General features: G+C 45.4%; 12 protein-coding genes and 1 pseudogene. 4 read left to right on the top strand and 9 right to left on the bottom strand.

The annotated features are described in order from the left end of the window. Positions 1-91 precede the first annotated feature (91 nt). Positions 92-1645, bottom strand: a complete 1554-nt coding sequence (locus tag HV213_RS05675) for a peptide MFS transporter (RefSeq protein ID WP_181484976.1) — start codon at positions 1643-1645, stop codon at positions 92-94. Between the two features lie 547 nt (positions 1646-2192). After that, a complete protein-coding gene (locus tag HV213_RS05670; RefSeq protein ID WP_181484975.1) occupies positions 2193-2924 on the bottom strand; it encodes an arginine ABC transporter substrate-binding protein in 732 nt (243 codons plus the stop codon). A 1174-nt stretch (positions 2925-4098) separates the two neighbouring features. Here HV213_RS05670 and HV213_RS05665 point away from each other — a divergent pair. Further along, on the top strand, positions 4099-4452 hold the full coding sequence (locus HV213_RS05665; protein WP_181484974.1) for a nuclear transport factor 2 family protein: 354 nt from the start codon (positions 4099-4101) through the stop codon (positions 4450-4452). Positions 4453-4749: 297 nt separating this feature from the next. On the opposite strand, the pseudogene HV213_RS33705 reads toward HV213_RS05665, so the two are convergent. Then, positions 4750-4887 (bottom strand): annotated as a pseudogene (locus HV213_RS33705) (Arm DNA-binding domain-containing protein); the annotation flags it as partial. A 584-nt stretch (positions 4888-5471) separates the two neighbouring features. Continuing rightward, complete coding sequence (locus HV213_RS05655; protein WP_135731421.1) at positions 5472-5936, bottom strand: helix-turn-helix domain-containing protein; 465 nt, start codon at positions 5934-5936, stop codon at positions 5472-5474. A 240-nt stretch (positions 5937-6176) separates the two neighbouring features. Here HV213_RS05655 and HV213_RS05650 point away from each other — a divergent pair, with 240 nt between their 5' ends. Together HV213_RS05650 and HV213_RS05645 are read left to right on the top strand one after the other, a co-directional pair. Beyond that, the gene (locus HV213_RS05650; RefSeq protein ID WP_109554783.1) at positions 6177-6674 is read left to right on the top strand and encodes a hypothetical protein; all 498 of its coding nucleotides are present in this window, start codon (positions 6177-6179) and stop codon (positions 6672-6674) included. Between the two features lie 116 nt (positions 6675-6790). Next, on the top strand, positions 6791-7906 hold the full coding sequence (locus HV213_RS05645) for an HNH endonuclease (RefSeq protein WP_181484972.1): 1116 nt from the start codon (positions 6791-6793) through the stop codon (positions 7904-7906). A gap of 93 nt (positions 7907-7999) precedes the next feature. On the opposite strand, the gene HV213_RS05640 is transcribed toward HV213_RS05645, so the two are convergent. Together HV213_RS05640 and HV213_RS05635 are read right to left on the bottom strand one after the other, a co-directional pair. Then, a complete protein-coding gene (locus tag HV213_RS05640; RefSeq protein ID WP_181484971.1) occupies positions 8000-8563 on the bottom strand; it encodes a recombinase family protein in 564 nt (187 codons plus the stop codon). Positions 8564-8706: 143 nt separating this feature from the next. After that, the gene (locus HV213_RS05635; protein ID WP_181484970.1) at positions 8707-9513 is read right to left on the bottom strand and encodes a DUF6602 domain-containing protein; all 807 of its coding nucleotides are present in this window, start codon (positions 9511-9513) and stop codon (positions 8707-8709) included. A 1348-nt stretch (positions 9514-10861) separates the two neighbouring features. On the opposite strand from HV213_RS05635, the gene HV213_RS05630 reads away from it, so the two are divergent. Next, the gene (locus HV213_RS05630; protein WP_097641557.1) at positions 10862-11188 is read left to right on the top strand and encodes an NIPSNAP family protein; all 327 of its coding nucleotides are present in this window, start codon (positions 10862-10864) and stop codon (positions 11186-11188) included. Positions 11189-11275: 87 nt separating this feature from the next. Here the strand turns inward: HV213_RS05630 and HV213_RS05625 are convergent, their stop codons facing one another. The 3 genes from HV213_RS05625 to HV213_RS05615 all read right to left on the bottom strand — a co-directional run bounded on the left by HV213_RS05625 (position 11276) and on the right by HV213_RS05615 (position 15647). Next, positions 11276-12433: a Shedu immune nuclease family protein gene (locus tag HV213_RS05625; protein WP_135731426.1), complete on the bottom strand. Its 1158-nt coding sequence runs from the start codon at positions 12431-12433 to the stop codon at positions 11276-11278. A 162-nt stretch (positions 12434-12595) separates the two neighbouring features. Then, entirely contained in the window at positions 12596-14545 is a 1950-nt protein-coding gene (locus HV213_RS05620) for a site-specific integrase (protein ID WP_181484969.1), read from the bottom strand. 262 nt (positions 14546-14807) lie between these two features. Beyond that, the gene (locus HV213_RS05615) at positions 14808-15647 is read right to left on the bottom strand and encodes a DUF4942 domain-containing protein (RefSeq protein WP_049238632.1); all 840 of its coding nucleotides are present in this window, start codon (positions 15645-15647) and stop codon (positions 14808-14810) included. Between the last annotated feature and the right edge of the window lie 20 nt (positions 15648-15667).

Here is a 15667-nt window from a genome sequence, read left to right as displayed (position 1 = left end):
CGGGCCAGGCGCTAGCCGCCGCCCGGCAGACAAGTGAGCACACTATCATCAGTCTAAAACCCGGCACAGCACGCGCCGGGTTTCAGAGGTATTACGCGTTAGCCGTCGGGTCCTGCGGCTTCTTGCTCTGGGTGTTTTCCAGCATCCGGCGAACCGGCACAATCAGCACACACAACACCGCAGCACAGATCAGTAGCGCAATGGAACAACGGGCGAACAGGTCAGGCAGCATATCCAGTTGATCGGCCTTCACATGACCGCCAATCAGGCCTGCCGCCAGGTTCCCCAGCGCGCTGGCGCAGAACCACAGCCCCATCATCTGACCACGCATTCTTTCCGGCGCCAGCAGCGTCATGGTCGCCAGACCAATCGGGCTCAGGCACAGCTCGCCCAGCGTCAGCATCAGAATACTGCCGACCAGCCACATCGGCGAGACGCCAGCCCCTTCGTTGCTCAGCACGTTTTGTGCCGCCAGCATCATCAGGCCAAAGCCTGCGGCGGCGCACAGAATGCCGATAACAAACTTGGTGATGCTGCTCAGACGCACGTTTTTGCGCGCCAGCGCAGGCCACGCCCAGCTAAATACCGGTGCCAGCAAAATGATGAACAGAGCATTGATCGACTGGAACCATACTGCCGGGATCTCAAAAGAGCCGATCATACGGTTGGTGTAGTCGTTAGCGAACAAGTTGAATGAGGTTGGCTTCTGCTCGAACGCCGACCAGAAAAAGGCCGCCGAAACCAGCAGGATAAAGCAGACCAGCAAGCGAGCGCGCTCTTTGCGGCTTAAGCCAGCGAAGGCAAACAGATAGATGAAGTACAGCACCACCGAGGCGGCAATGACGTAGACCAGCATGCTGGCAACCGCGACAGGGTTAATCACGATAACGCCCTGGGCAATCAGTGTAATGACAATCGCCACGCCAACCGCCAGCGCCAGCAGCCATCCGCCCACACCGTTTCTTTTCACGACCGGGCTATTCCAGGTTGAGTCGAGACCGACTTCGCTGTCGTAGCGTTTCATCGCCGGAACGGCAAAGACGCGGAAGATAACCAGCGCGACCAGCATCCCGATACCGCCGATACCAAAGCCCCAGTGCCAGCCGTGAGACTTAATCAGCCATCCGGAGATCAGCGGTGCAATGAACGACCCCATATTGATGCCCATATAGAACAGCGAAAATCCACCGTCGCGGCGCGCATCACCCTTCTTGTAGAGCGTCCCAACCATCACCGAAATACAGGTTTTGAACAGGCCGGAACCAAGCACGATAAACATCAGGCCGATAAAGAACAGCGTGTCGCCCATCACCGCCGACAGCGCGATGGACAGATGGCCCAGCGCAATCAGAATCGAACCGTACCAGACCGCCTTTTGTTGACCAAGCCAGTTATCCGCCAGCCAGCCGCCCGGCAGCGCGGCAAGATACATCGCACCGGCAAAGATACCCACGATCGCCGAGGCGTTCTCACGCGCCAGCCCCATGCCGCCGTCATAAACGGTGGCCGCCATAAACAGGATCAGTAATGGGCGAATGCCGTAGAACGAGAATCGCTCCCACATTTCGGTGAAGAACAGCGAACCAAGCGGGTATGGATGACCAAAAAAGGTCCGACTTTCATTTTTATTCACAGAGGAATGCATAACTTCTCCCAAAAGATACCCGCAGCGATTTAAAACCACGGGAAGCGTGTTGACCTTTTATACACAAGGTCAATTATTCACATTTAACGTGATGATATTTAACCATTTGATAACCTAAAAATGGTCCTGTCTAGTCCCTTACCCCAACTTTTTAGATGAAAATTCGACAAACGTCTACTTTTCTGGATTTAAAGTTGGCGAAAGGGGAAATGTGATTGACATGATAAAACACACAAAAAAAATCATTTAATCATTAAAAAACAAATGATTAATAATATTTATTCTTATGATTACCGGGTCGTACATGAGTAAGCAACACCTAATCAATAACCCTAAGAAATACGTGTCTGATGAGCACAATGTCAGGAAAGGCCGATAAAACTAACAATTAAAGTTGTGAATGGATCGCCATCAGGGGGCGTAGATAATCCAGCACCGAACTTGCACAACTCGAGGGTTAAATCGCCGAACCGACGGCATTCGTATGCGGCTTTAACGGGTTTTTATGACGCGCCAGCAGGTAAGACTGACGCGTTGTCATGGACGATTATTTAATCCAGCGATCTTTAATTTCGCTATATTCAGGAGAAGCCATCACCTTCTCCAGCGCCTGGTTTATCTCCGCCAGCAGCGGGTTCCCTTTACGCAGCGCAATGCCCAGGCCTTTACCATAATATTCAGGATCGGTGGCGTGCTCATCCATAATGACGAAGTCCGGGTTCTCCTTCAGCCAGTTTTTCATCGCCGCCACGTCGCCAAACACCCCGTCCAGACGTCCGTTTCGCAGGTCGATTAGCGCGTTCATATAGCTATCATAGGCTTGAGATTCAATCTCGCCATGGCGATCCTGGAGGTAGCGCTGATGCGAAGTCCCGTTCTCCAGGCCAAGCTTTTTACCTTTCAAATCGGCAAAGGTATGGAAGGTATCTTTGCGCACCACCGCAACCGCCGACAGTTCGTTGAAGTACGGCGTCGAGAAATCAACCTGCTTTTCACGCAGCGGTGTGATATCCATACCGGCGATCACCGCATCCATTTTCTTAAAACGCAGCGCCGGGATCAGGCTATCAAAACTCTGATTGGTGAAGTTGCAGGTCGCCTGGAGTTCCTTACATACCGCTTTGGCAATATCGATATCAAAACCAGCCACCTGGTTATTACCATCGACAAATTCAAACGGCGGATAGGTTGCGCTGGTACCAAAATGAATCACCCGTTCAGCGGCCAGCGCCGAACAAGAAAATAAACCGAGCGCAATAGCGAGATAAGTACCTTTCATGTTAATGCTCCCTGTGATGCCCCTACAATAATTCAGCGGTCTGAAAGATGGTCGGGATCGTTATTTCCGTCAGGCACCGAATCAAATTCATCGCCCAAATAATTATCGTCATTGATAAACCGTCCAGGTTATGGCCTGCAAAATAGCAGGTGCCGCCCGTCCGGGGAGAACAATCATACTTGAACTGATGCGGGTTCTGTAGGTTTCTGGAGCAGCATTTGGCGGGAATCAATGAGCAATATCATGAAGTCACATAAATAGCCACAGCATAATATATCAAACTAAATGTCATGTACTTTATCCACAGGAATAGTAATACTTTAAACATAGATAAAAATTTCAGGCCAGGCGTAATGAGCAAAATAAAACGCCTTAGCCAGACGCTCCAGCTCCCTACAAGCGTGTGAACGAAGAAGCGCTGATGCAACATGAGCAGCAGGCGTGGGATACCGCTATTTTTTTGTCGCGCGGGCTAAAATGTACAAACAGCGTGTTTGTTTATGGGTAGCTTCGCGAACCATTTCTATAAAAATTATTTGGGTAAGAAATTGGGTCGTCGTTGATTCTTCTTGTTGATTGGTGCCCCGCTGATGCAGGTTTACATCATGCTGCGGATGAATAGCATGAACTTCTGGATCTACCTTATTTAAAGTTTTTAAACTGAACACAGACATCGTGTTTTTTATCTGCCCAGTCCAGACCAAGGTGTACAGCAAACTGATTAGTCACAGTCATCACCAACTCCTTTTTATCGGGGATTGGTATGCATTCCACGTTCTTCGAAAGAAATATAGCCAGCAGTTATCTGCATGCCCTGAGTATTCGTTAGCGAACGTGGAGCACCTACTGGCTCGAAAGAAAAGCGGCGATCATCACGTGATTCTCACTCAATATTCGTAACCAGTAAGCGCATACCCTGAATCACTTAAAAGTGTAATTCTCAGGGTGTGAATGACTATACTTCGCTCACAGCGGACCTTCAGCTCAGTTAGCTGGTCCGCTCCGTGCCAGGAGCGGACCAGCTAACATCTATCTGCATCAATTTGTGGGGAGCAGGTCAGAGTTATTATTGCACTTTAAAAGTTTTCCTATGCTTTAAATAAATTTTGAGCTTGATAAGATTTTGATGTTATGCTGTTGCAAAGAAATATTTACAGGCCTGGAGATAATTTATATGAAGCCAAAAGAAATACTTTGCCAATGGGTTGACGCATTTAATAATGCAGATGTAGAAATTATTTCAGAATTATATGATGATAATGCAATAAACCATCAGGTAGCCAATGAGCCAGTTATTGGGAAAGAGGCTATAAAGAAAATGTTTGAACAAGATTTTTCTATTCCAGAAATGGTTTGTATCGTTGAAAACATTTTCGAAGATGGACAATGGGCAATTTTAGAGTGGCGTGCCCCATTAGGTTTGAGAGGTTGCGGTTTTTTTCAAATAGTAAACAATAAAATTGTATTTCAAAGAGGCTATTGGGATAAGCTATCTTTCTTAAAACAGCACAACTTGCCTATTGAATAAAATTCATATATCCCTTACATCAATAGTTTGCAAATTTCTTAAAGTGTGCATTAAGGGAAGTATAATAACTTCCCTTAAAAATTTTTATAAAATCAATACTGTATTAAAATATATCCTATTCATATAAAAATCAATGTGTTAAATATTTATCCGAATGTTTTTTATATAAATTAAGCACTAAGTTAGTATCCGCACCATTTTTATTATTTCTAATGTTAAGGCAATTAATACGGATATCTTTAACGATGATAACCTCATGGCTTTGTAGGGTATTGTCACGAGGAGCAAGATCCATGTTCCCTCAAAGCGGTAACGGAAACGCCATCCCTTTGAACCGTTAGGCACGATTTGCAGAGATAGCCCGTTACCATCCGCTTCCGTATATGCTTTCTCAGAAGGCTTCGCACGGCGTATCTCAAGGTCTGTAAGAGGCATATGTATAGTTTTCTCCTCTGAGATCTCCCTGTGTGTATAGCTTCAGAGTGTCCAGGAGAGTCTATACACATTTCTATACGACATAAGGTGTTGATTTGGGGTAAGTCAGGTTGGATTGAATTGACGAAAAATCGAGTAAAATCAGTAGGTAGTTGACTTGAGTAGAGTTCGGGAGATTTGAAATTGGAGCGGGCGAAGGGAAATCACCCCCGCTCCAAAGATCTCGTAATCCCATGGATTTATTAACAAAAACTTGACGCATTGTAGGAGGGTTTTGTAGGAGGAACTACAACATTCCTGCGCAACTGCATGGGCGTTAAGTAAACGCCACTGCTTTCGGATTTTGAAACGAGTTAAAACCCGCCGAATCTTGATAAGAATGACTATTTAACTCAATGTTATTTATATTAATTAAGCCATTCAGAGCCAAAGTGAAACGCCACTGTAACGCCTACGTAATGCACCCGCATTTTGCTGTTTTATTCACTCTTATAGAAAAAAGAGCCGATGAAACAGTAAGCTATCTACATCGAACGAATACTGTTCATTCATACAGCAATAAAGTTCTTAATCTTACAGTTGCGCTACTTTCGCAGTTTGTCCCAACGAACCGCTGATACGATCCCCCAATTGCCACTGGCATTAGGCCTACGCCACTTTGCGGTCTCCATGCTGCGGAGATACTCAAGCGCTTCGGAAAACGTGCCAAAACGTTTTTGGGAGGTCTTATCGCCCACGCCAAAGGAGCCATCGCGACTGCTCGCCAGTCCAGGATTAAAGCACGAGCCATCGGCCGCATATGGAACCAATAGTTCCGGGTCGTTATCTTCAGATGAGTCGGATGCTAATAACTGCCACGGCTCGACGCTCAGGGCATTAGCCAGCACCTCTATAGCATCAAGGGACGCATTAGAACCACCGCGTTCAATACGGCTCATATAGCTACGTGCAAACCCACACCGATCAGCAAAGGCTTCCTGGCTCATTCCGGTGGCTATGCGCAGTTCTTTTACCCGCTCGCCAAATTGTATTCTCAGGGATTTTTTCATTCCCTGAATGTGCAGTTTTGACCACTGTAAGGCCACGCTCTACATGAGACATTTTGAACCTAATCTCGCATCAGCGAGCTTAGTCACTCGCATTAGTCGCCTGTATCATGACAACCGCCAATGATTCAAAATAAACACCAATGGTGACATTTTAAACCTAACAGGTATGATGATGATCATCGGTTGGGCGTCACCAGCGTTCGCTATCAGGCGCGATGCTGTTTGGAAAATGAGGGAATCATGGCAGGAGCAGAATTTTTATTACCGATGGCAGCGGGAGCCGCGCTTAGCTGGGCCAGCTATAGTGTAGTCGCCCATGTTGTATCGAAGCAGCACATCAGCACGCTACGCGCAATTGCATGGGGGGCTCTGGGCACCCTCTCATTGGTGCTGGGCGTATTTGCCTGTTCAGCTGTAGGTGCAGAACAAACGCTAACAAAACAAAATGCCTTATGTTCAGGTAACAGCCCGGAATGCTATGCAAAAACGCACCATAACCCGGTCAAGGAGTGCAAACAGGTAATGGACAAGAAAGCGACGTTTCGCCATGTGTGGCAGGAAAGTGAAGCGCAGCCGGTTTTCGGAACTTACTTGTGGCATGATGAGAAAAAGAAAACGATTCAAGCATTTGGACATCAGGCTAACGCCATTAACAGTCTGGGAATGTTAACACCGCTTCAATATTTTTGTGTTTTCGACGCCAACTCCGGAGAGGTTATAAGTGCTTCTTTTGAATAATCAATTAGTTACAATCATAATTTTATAAGGTCATTCACAAAGCCCATTATGTTATAATATTTATTATATACACAGTAACACCCAACCTAATAAATACATAGAAAAAGGAGTTTAAAATGGGCTTTTGCGCTTTGTGCGATCAGGAAATCAATGATAAAAACGATTCCAAGGAACATATAATACCTAATAGTATCGGCGGGCGAAAAAAAGTAAAAGGATTTATATGTAACGCTTGCAACAATATTTCTGGAATAAATTGGGATTCAGAGCTAAGTAAACAACTCAATCCATTCAATATATTATTCATGGTAAACAGGGAAAGAGGGATACCAAGGCCAGAGAAATTAAAAACCATAAGTGGAAAAGAATATCTTGTCCATCATGAAGGTGGTATGACGCCCTCGAAACCTCAGGTTTTAATTAACGAAGATACTAGCAAAACAATCAATATTACCGCACGAAATCTAGATGAAGCAAGGAGAATGGTTAAGGAGTTAAAAAATAAATTCCCGGCCATAGATATTGAAAAAGTTCTTGAGAGTATGGAGAGTAAAAGTGAGTATCTTGATGAACCATTGCAATTTAAACTAGCCTTTGGAGGTGTTTCCGCTGGAAGATCTCTCATAAAAACTGCCTTGGCGCTTGCTTATGAAGCGGGAATAAATCCTCATAGCTGTGAAAATGCAATGACGTATCTTAAAGAAAAAGATGGGGAACCTTGTTTCGGTTATTACTATGAAAAAGATGTAATCTTAGACAGGCCGCCTCAGACACCGCTACACTGTGTTAGCATTTTTGGTAACCAAGCTCTTGGTATTTTAATTGCTTATGTTGAATACTTCGGTGTCCAGCGCGCGATTGTCTGTTTATCAGAGAACTATTCCGGTTCAAATATTGAGAGAACATACGCAATAAACCCTATGTCTGGTGAAGAGTTATTATTAAAAGTGGATTTAACCACACTTAACATAGAAGATATAAAAAGCGCATATAGATATGAGAAATATAATAACGAGAACTTAATAAAAGCATTCGATCAAGTAATGCCTTACGCTATTGAATTATCTTTTGAAAGAGAAAAAAATAGAGTTCTGGCGGAGGCCATCGATTATGGCTTTAAGAACTGTGGTGCTAAGGAAGGGGAACAACTTTCTCATGAGCATGTAAAAAAACTGGCCGAGCTAGTTACCGAAAAGATGATGCCATTTTTGAGTCGACACATGAAACGATAGATTGCCGCGCCTGCATTATTCACCTAAGAGTTCTTAGGTGAATAATGCAGGCGCATAATAAGGTTCTGTTGTTTTGCAGCTTTTCAATTTTTGTCACTGTAAAATAAATGCCGATATTGTTGCCCTTGAAACGCCGTATTCACGTGCTAACGCACTGACACTGGTTCCGCTATTCTTTTTCTCTATAATCGCTCTACGGGCTTCTGGTGCGATTTTAGAAGGTCTGCCCAATTTCTTGCCTTCGGCTTTTGCTCGCGACAGCCCCGCCTGGGTGCGTTCGATCAGTAGGTCACGCTCCATCTCCGCAACCGCTGCCAGCATCGACAACAGAAGCTTACCCGCTGCGGAGGTGAGATCAGTCGTGCCAAGCTGGTGGACAATGACCTTGATATTACGCTCTGCCATCTCACTGACCGTTTGCAGGACGTCAATAGCATCACGCCCGAGGCGATCCAACTTCGCTACAACCAGCGTTTCACCTTCACGGATCTTACCAAGCAACTCAGAGAACGCTTTACGCTGCATGGCCGGAACCTTCCCGCTGACAACATCGGCAAACCAGAAGTCAATTTGCCATCCCGCTTGTTCAATCTCCAGTCGCTGGTTCTCAGTTTCCTGCTGCGATGTAGAAACACGCCCGTAGCCAAAAGTCGCCATAGTAATCACCTCATCCGGCCCCTGCCAGAAAACGGTGTCAACAATAGGACGCCTGCCAACAATTGCCAAGGCTAATTTTTCAACAGTCTGGAAGTCACCTCAAAAGAGATGCCGGAAAACGGTCGTTTGTTGGCATTCATCTATCATCCAGTGCGGAGAGCAACTCTCAAATTTTTCATATATGGATTTAAATTCAAAAACGTTCCATTAATATTCATAGAGGCTTGGGTCAACATTTGGAAAAGCCATAACAAGCTTCCTCGCTGCGCAGTTACCGCCACCCATTTATTTTTTGGTGTCTTCTGCCGATCTTCATCATCCAAAAACCCGATCGGGAAATTATCGAATGTAACAAAACCTCTATCGAGTAAAAATACCCCATCTATCGATTCACTTGGGACGCTGATTCTCTGCTCTCCCAGGGGTAAATCGTTTCCAGTAATACCTAATTTATTCTCTATATCAATGATCCAACCAAGAACCGTATCCATCTGCTGAGGACCATCATAGGCGACAACGAAGTTGAGAATGGCAGGAGGGATATAACCACTACTGAAAGACCACTGTTCATTTTTTTTAAGTCTCTTCGCCTGATAGGCAGCAGTAATAGCTTGCTCCATTCCCGCTTTATCAAGGGTGGACTTAACTTCTATCGTTGCGATCACTGACTCCACGAGAAAGCCACTCACACCACCACCAAAATCGAGCTTAGGAAGGCTACGTTTATAAATCACAATATCAAACTGCCGCCGTGGTGAATTTGGCGAGGAGTTACTATCGATTATTTCGCCTGTTCCAATTGCAAGTGTTGAAGGTAAGTGGGCCTCTAAAAATTCCCTGATGAAAGCTTCTCTCGGCGTTCCTTTGTGCAAAGAGTGACCAGAATTTGCCGGAATTTTAGAAGTGGCAAGAAGTTGCTCTTCCACTGCCGACATATGAGCTAATAACATTGAGCCACCTGTTAACCTATTGTATTAATGTTAATCAATTATAACGACAAGCCAAATCGACTACGGTGTCGACAATCAATTATACAGATACTGATGCTATGTGTTGTTCGACATGAGTCAAGTGCGTTCAGAATATGAACGCACTTGACTGATATATAACACTTTTAATGAAGTTAAGCCTATGCTATTTTGAGCGAGACATCTATCTCATGCGGTAAACCGGTCCGGATAGATGGAGCATTACCGCTCTTTTGCGGAAAACGTCAGGATGGGAACTCTGCGTAACGTTGATTGTGGTAGGTAGGGCGCGCAAGCGTTTGATGCAGCCAAGCAGAGGGTGAAAGTAGCTATCGGCGGATTCTTGAGTAGCTTCTTTTGCGCATAATGCATCTTTCAAGAAAGGTCGTCACACCACGAGGAAGACTTGATCTTCATCTGGCAAGGGGAACCGAGCAAACCTACAGGCTATCTTCTCAGATGGCCTTAGGGTTGATATGTCCGGCTTCCCCCCCGAGGAAGGGTTAACATCTTAAAGAACAACTATTGTTTTAACATTTTTAACAATTACGCTTTTCTCATGCTCGTTGTATTAAGCCTTTCCCATCAAAAGTAAACCTGCCGTTTTTGCCTCACTTTTGCAACAACCAAACACAAACCAGAAGCTGTTAACCTTCAACGTGTTCGCGGTGTAAATGCAGCCGGATAAGTTGGGCGCGAAAAAGTGGATGTCCTAGATCGGCAAGTGCCCCTCTCAGGCATTGCATCCGAAAATCTCCTCGGCTGTAGGCTTTTCCTTATAGAGGCAAACAGCCTCCAAAGTTAAGCGGCGCGGCAAAGCTAAAGCTCGCCCAGATTTCTCATTGATTGCTCGATCTCCGCAACCCATTGATCAGGGCAAGGATAAACCCGGCTTTCGGCGCTGATCCGGTTCGGTGATACGCCGCGGGTTAGCCCATGCAATGACTTAACATGAGCGATCCAGCATGTTTTGACAGCTTTCCCCGTCCGGGATTTAACATCATCGGCAATTTGTCGGTAGGTCGCCATAGATGTCCTTGCTCCTCTGGTTCATATTTTTCTGTATGAGCCTGCATATTCAGCCAGTGGCAAGGCTACGCTTGTTTGAACTAGCTTCGTCAGCCACTCTATGAGAACGCAGTGAATTCTGCACCATGATTTCACTACCTGCTTTAAAAAACTCGCCAGAGAGCCTTACAGCGCGTTTGAACCGCATATCGCGGCTTCTGCTTACGGATGACTGTCTGATTAGTGGTAGCTTCATGGTCCAGTCCGGTTTACTTTATTGCTATCAACTAGGAGCCGCCCAGAAGCGACACGGAGATAACGCTTGAAAACTGTCGAGATACTGCAATACACCTTACGCAAAGGCAGCGGTGCCGCTTTTCACGCCATTATGCAGGAAATCAGTGTTCCTCTACACCAACGCCACGGGATCGATGTCGTGTCGTTTGGTAACTCGCTGCATGACCCGGACTGCTATTACCTGATTCGCGCCTTTGTCAGTCCTGAAAGCATGGCTACGATTCTCGACGCTTTTTACGCAAGCGATGACTGGCGCAGCGGCCCGCGCGAAGACATCGTTGGCAACATCGAAACCGCCAGCAAAACAGTGATGAACCTACCACTGGAAAGCGTGGACGGGCTTCGAAAATAAATAATTAGGGATACGATTCAAGGCGCTACAATACTTGTATCCCATTGATCATTATGGGCTATTTATAGTTTTCATATAAAAAATAGATCATATGTTTTCGCTAAATGCAACAATAAATCGAGCTCTTTCATACAGCTCATCAAAAGTGATAACTTCTGGACGGATCAAATTGCTTCTAAAATTTTCAAACGACCGCAATTTATCATGATTGATACCATTATCAGATGAAAACTGAGAGAGATTACCTACAACCAAAAATGATTTTGGATTAAAATTAAATAGCTCCTCTCCCGTTGGATCCCCATAAGAATCTGTTAAATTTAAATTCCTTTTTATTGAATCCATAGCATAAGAAACTGTCCCTTGAATTTGTGCCACAGCACCAGTTAATTCACTTGATGGGGCCCAACAACCTGAGCGATATGGAGTATTAGCTAGTAAGCCAGTTGTATTTGTTTTTATTTCAACGAAACATAGATTAGAAATTGCACCTCTTGTTTTCAGCAATCCATCAACTCGTTTTCCATGTTGACCAATCTGCGCTCCCTGAACAACCTGCTCTATTTTCTTATCGTTCAAACTTGATAAGTAGATATAACTTAATCCATATCCAAAGATCCAAGGATTTTTTTCAAAAAACTTTTGCCACAAAGCCTCATTCGAGCAGTTTTTTTCTTTCTTAGCATATTCAAAAAATGCTTCATCATTAAGAAGCCTATTAAATGTATCAAGTTGTTTTTTACGGTATGCTATTGATATAATATCCTTTTTAGTTACATGTGTTTTAAGCGCCTCAGCGATAGCCACCTCATTCCCATTTAAAAGTTGTGAAGCTTGGTTATTAGTTAAAACGATTTCCCTAAGCTCCTCATCCGTAATTTTCATGGGACCATTGCCGTTAAAGCCCATTGAATTAATGTTAGCTAGAAATTCAATAAACTTACCAATCTCATCACCTATAAAAGAAAAACCAGAACCATAAGGCTGTCCAGTTTGCGTGGAGAACTTTTGAATAGATAGAACAAATATTTCCTTACTACTTTCAAAAAACTTCGCTGTTATATAAGTTGATGCATCTAGCTTGTGCCTGAGTATAATTTCATCCTTAATTTTTGCGAACTCATATCCTTCATTACTAACTATCGCTTTTGAGGCAATTCGTATTTTCAAATCTTTGTTACCAAAAGATGGCAAGCTGGGGCTTATATAAGTTTTCTCCGGATCTGGCTCCATGTAGCTGTCCATTAATTCATCCTCTATATAAAGTTATCTAATAAAATTATTTTAGCTGATTTGGTTGGTTACAGATACTGATTGCACAAGCGAGGGCTAATGCAACTTTTGCTCTGATAGACACTATCTCTGATAAAAACGCGCCACAGAGCTTCCTGGCGCGTTTGGCACATCCTATGATTTATGTCTGCGCCGTGCGTCGATGACCGCCTTGATACCCGCTTGCGAGTCGAACTGCGCAATATCAGGCAAACTGTAGCGAAGCTGCGCAATCACGCCCAATTGCTCTCCCACATCAGCATCCTTACGATAGGTTGTCATCGCGGTGGTGCTGCCCCGAACATGTCCAACAAGCTGCGCAATCGTGCGTTCGTTGCTCTCAAACTCGTCTACGGCATTGATGAAAGTATGCCGCAGCGAATGGAACGTTTTCTTACCGTCACGGGGAAAACCGAGGACTTTGCCAAAGTAGTTTTCGTTGAACCATTTGGAGGCTGCGGCGCGATATCCTTTGATTTTATTATGCTTCAACTCAGGGAAAAGACGATCATACCCGGCAGCTTCCAATGCATCTACATACTTCAGCAGCCCTAATTCGATAAGTCGTGGATGAATTGGAACCTGACGGATCGCATTCACCGTTTTCAAGGATTTATCGCCGCCAGCCAGCGCCTCTTCATCCATCATCTTATCTGGCGCATCAAGGTTAAAATCAATGTAGGCAACGCCGTTTTTATCCACGCGAATATCCGCCAGATAAAGCTGGCAAAGCTCATTAATGCGCCCGCCTACATATAATGCCAGCAGGGGCAACCAGTAGTGAAACGGGCGAAAATTCGTATAACGTCCGTATTGATTAGGTGTCCCTGCACCGTTTTTGAACCAGTCAGCAGAGAAAATACGCAATAGCTCATCCTCGGTGAAGAGGTCGCGGCGATCCTGCTCCCGCACCGTAGGACGGCTCTGGGCAAGTATATTCTCGGCTGGGTTATCAAAAAGGTAACGCTCGCTCTTTGCCCATTTAAGCATTGAACCCAGAGACTCAATATGTCTGCCAATCGCATCTCGGCTCATTACTGGCTGACCATCAGCCAGCGCCTTTTCAATCAACTTGTGCGTGTCAGAGATCTTGTATTTCCGCCGCATCAGATACAAGTTGCCGGGCATACTTTGCATTCTGGTGACGTAATCCTTCACGACCTCACGATCCAGCTCACCTAAGGATATGTCACCCATAATTTCCGTAAAGTGCTCGATTCTGGAACGAATTTTCTCCTCACTGGCTAACTTAATATCGCCCGTATTTTTATAGGCCAGAAACTCTTCCAGCACTGCTGAAACCGTCATGCTTGCATGCATCGGATTGCAATACGGGTTCATGATAGCGGCCGAAGAAAGCGCCGCTGTTAGCACTGTCGGCGATGTTGGTGGAGTGGTTGACGGTTCCGATTTCGCAAGCGCTCTATCCCAGACGCTACGTAGTTTTTCAGCCTGCACGTTGTTGATGAACAAAGAGCTTGCATCCAGCGTCACCCCGGGCAAATCCAACAACCAGAGAGAAAGTGGATTGCCGTTGTTAGCCCTGAATGCCGTAACCTCAACCTCTCGCCCGTTCAGCAATTCAATAAGGGCAAACTGCGGCTGGTAAAGCTGCATATAGCCGTTCACAGCAGCCTCAGCACCGTCATACGCAATGTTATTCAAAACGAACCCATGGGTATCAGGATCACGCTCAAGCGTGCTGAAATCATCAATCAGAAAGCCACGCTGGTTCGACACAAGGGCATACAGCGGCACATTGTCTGTCAGAAGATGCTGGATGACAGTCTCAACCCCAACCCCAAATGACTCGCAAAATAGCGTCAGGCTGATTTTGCCTGCGCCAGTCAACAATGGGGCATTGCCCCTGATCTTCTCTTTATCCACTTGCCTGAACTCTTCCAGAGACGCATACCACTTATCCAGCAAACGCGCGGCAATAGCTCTGGCATCTGCAAGGTGGGTTGTGCGGGTAGATGCATGAATTTCACGCTGCCCTATCAGGGCGCGATAACGAACCGGAACGGTGATCCGCAGAACATAGATACCGCTTGGACGTCGATAAAGATTATCACGCTGCGCCATCGGCTGTATGACCTCTTTGTAGGAGGATCACGAGCGCCGTCACGTATGAATCAGAAAAAAGCTTAGGAATGAATACGTTAGGGAGTTTTTGGAGCGGGCGAAGGGAATCGAACAAAGAACTTAACTCACTGTAATTAAATTATTTTTATTACATTACATCAATAGCTATACACATTCGTATACAGTAATTCTTCTGCTTGGATTTTCACAGAACTGCACATAGTTTGGTTGCCAAACAGGGAACCCAACTACCACAACATAATCAAGCTAGCATCCCCGGATAGTGTCTGGCAATAATATCGTTGAGCCGCTCAATCAGCTCGGGACGCTTGAACGCAATGTGCGCACTCCCCTTCTGAAAATAATTAATCCTGAATAGCTCATCGTCATACACTTCAGAAGTCCGCTGCTGGCCGATATGGTCACTCAGCCGACAGGCAATGTCAGCCCGATTGTCCGGAAGCAGCTTACCATCAAGTAGTGTCAGCATACGTTCCAGATCAACAATCTGGTCGCGTCGATAGCCATGTGTGAAGCTAAACCCCCAGCGGTTGTAAGAAACCAGACCATCCATGATGATCTTTTTTCCAAACCTACAGGGTGAGTTCGTTTTATAATCCCACGATAACGCTTTAAAAACGTTGATAACACCACGCTCAAAAACGGCCTGTTTGTCGTGATTCAGTTGCTCAAAGGTACTAAGGATATTGTTTTCAGAGATCGCGGGGATATCGTTTTTCTCCAGGCTTTTGTGCCACTCGTCACGCGCCTGAGCATCCATCAGGGTCAGCATGCCTGATTTATTCATCATATCGCGCCAGATGCGGCGATCAATATTGCGGGTCATCGCTTTCATTGCTTTATCGGTTTTTTCCGTGAACCAGCAATCGTAGCGATGGCCATCCCGCATTCCCCACTCTTGTGCTGTACCACCGCCGATATCGTGGGTCAGAATGGAGATATCATCAAGTTCACTGATAAGGCTTTGAATCCGTGTCAGCGCAGCATTACGGCCTGTAACAATACGTTCAATGCTGGTGGAGCAAATCACATCAGTGTGCCCGGTTAACACTTCGGGTTCATTAACATTATTTCCGGCCATTATTTCTCTCCTTTATAGTC

The sequence above is a fragment of the Klebsiella sp. RHBSTW-00484 genome, from assembly GCF_013705725.1.
In the GTDB taxonomy this organism is placed as follows: Bacteria; Pseudomonadota; Gammaproteobacteria; order Enterobacterales; family Enterobacteriaceae; genus Klebsiella.
The sequence above is the reverse complement of the archived record's forward strand: the minus strand, read 5'-3'. Positions and strand labels throughout refer to the sequence as shown.

What these genes read in the sequence shown, in the direction of transcription:
- HV213_RS05665 (WP_181484974.1), top strand. Translation starts at nt 4,099, where the DNA reads ATGAAGCCAAAAGAAATACTTTGCCAATGGGTTGACGCATTTAATAAT.
- HV213_RS05650 (WP_109554783.1), top strand. Translation starts at nt 6,177, where the DNA reads ATGGCAGGAGCAGAATTTTTATTACCGATGGCAGCGGGAGCCGCGCTT.
- HV213_RS05640 (WP_181484971.1), bottom strand. Translation starts at nt 8,563, where the DNA reads ATGGCGACTTTTGGCTACGGGCGTGTTTCTACATCGCAGCAGGAAACT.
- HV213_RS05620 (WP_181484969.1), bottom strand. Translation starts at nt 14,545, where the DNA reads ATGGCGCAGCGTGATAATCTTTATCGACGTCCAAGCGGTATCTATGTT.
- HV213_RS05615 (WP_049238632.1), bottom strand. Translation starts at nt 15,647, where the DNA reads ATGGCCGGAAATAATGTTAATGAACCCGAAGTGTTAACCGGGCACACT.
- HV213_RS05635 (WP_181484970.1), bottom strand. Translation starts at nt 9,513, where the DNA reads ATGTTATTAGCTCATATGTCGGCAGTGGAAGAGCAACTTCTTGCCACT.
- HV213_RS05655 (WP_135731421.1), bottom strand. Translation starts at nt 5,936, where the DNA reads ATGAAAAAATCCCTGAGAATACAATTTGGCGAGCGGGTAAAAGAACTG.
- HV213_RS05670 (WP_181484975.1), bottom strand. Translation starts at nt 2,924, where the DNA reads ATGAAAGGTACTTATCTCGCTATTGCGCTCGGTTTATTTTCTTGTTCG.
- HV213_RS05645 (WP_181484972.1), top strand. Translation starts at nt 6,791, where the DNA reads ATGGGCTTTTGCGCTTTGTGCGATCAGGAAATCAATGATAAAAACGAT.
- HV213_RS05675 (WP_181484976.1), bottom strand. Translation starts at nt 1,645, where the DNA reads ATGCATTCCTCTGTGAATAAAAATGAAAGTCGGACCTTTTTTGGTCAT.
- HV213_RS05625 (WP_135731426.1), bottom strand. Translation starts at nt 12,433, where the DNA reads ATGGACAGCTACATGGAGCCAGATCCGGAGAAAACTTATATAAGCCCC.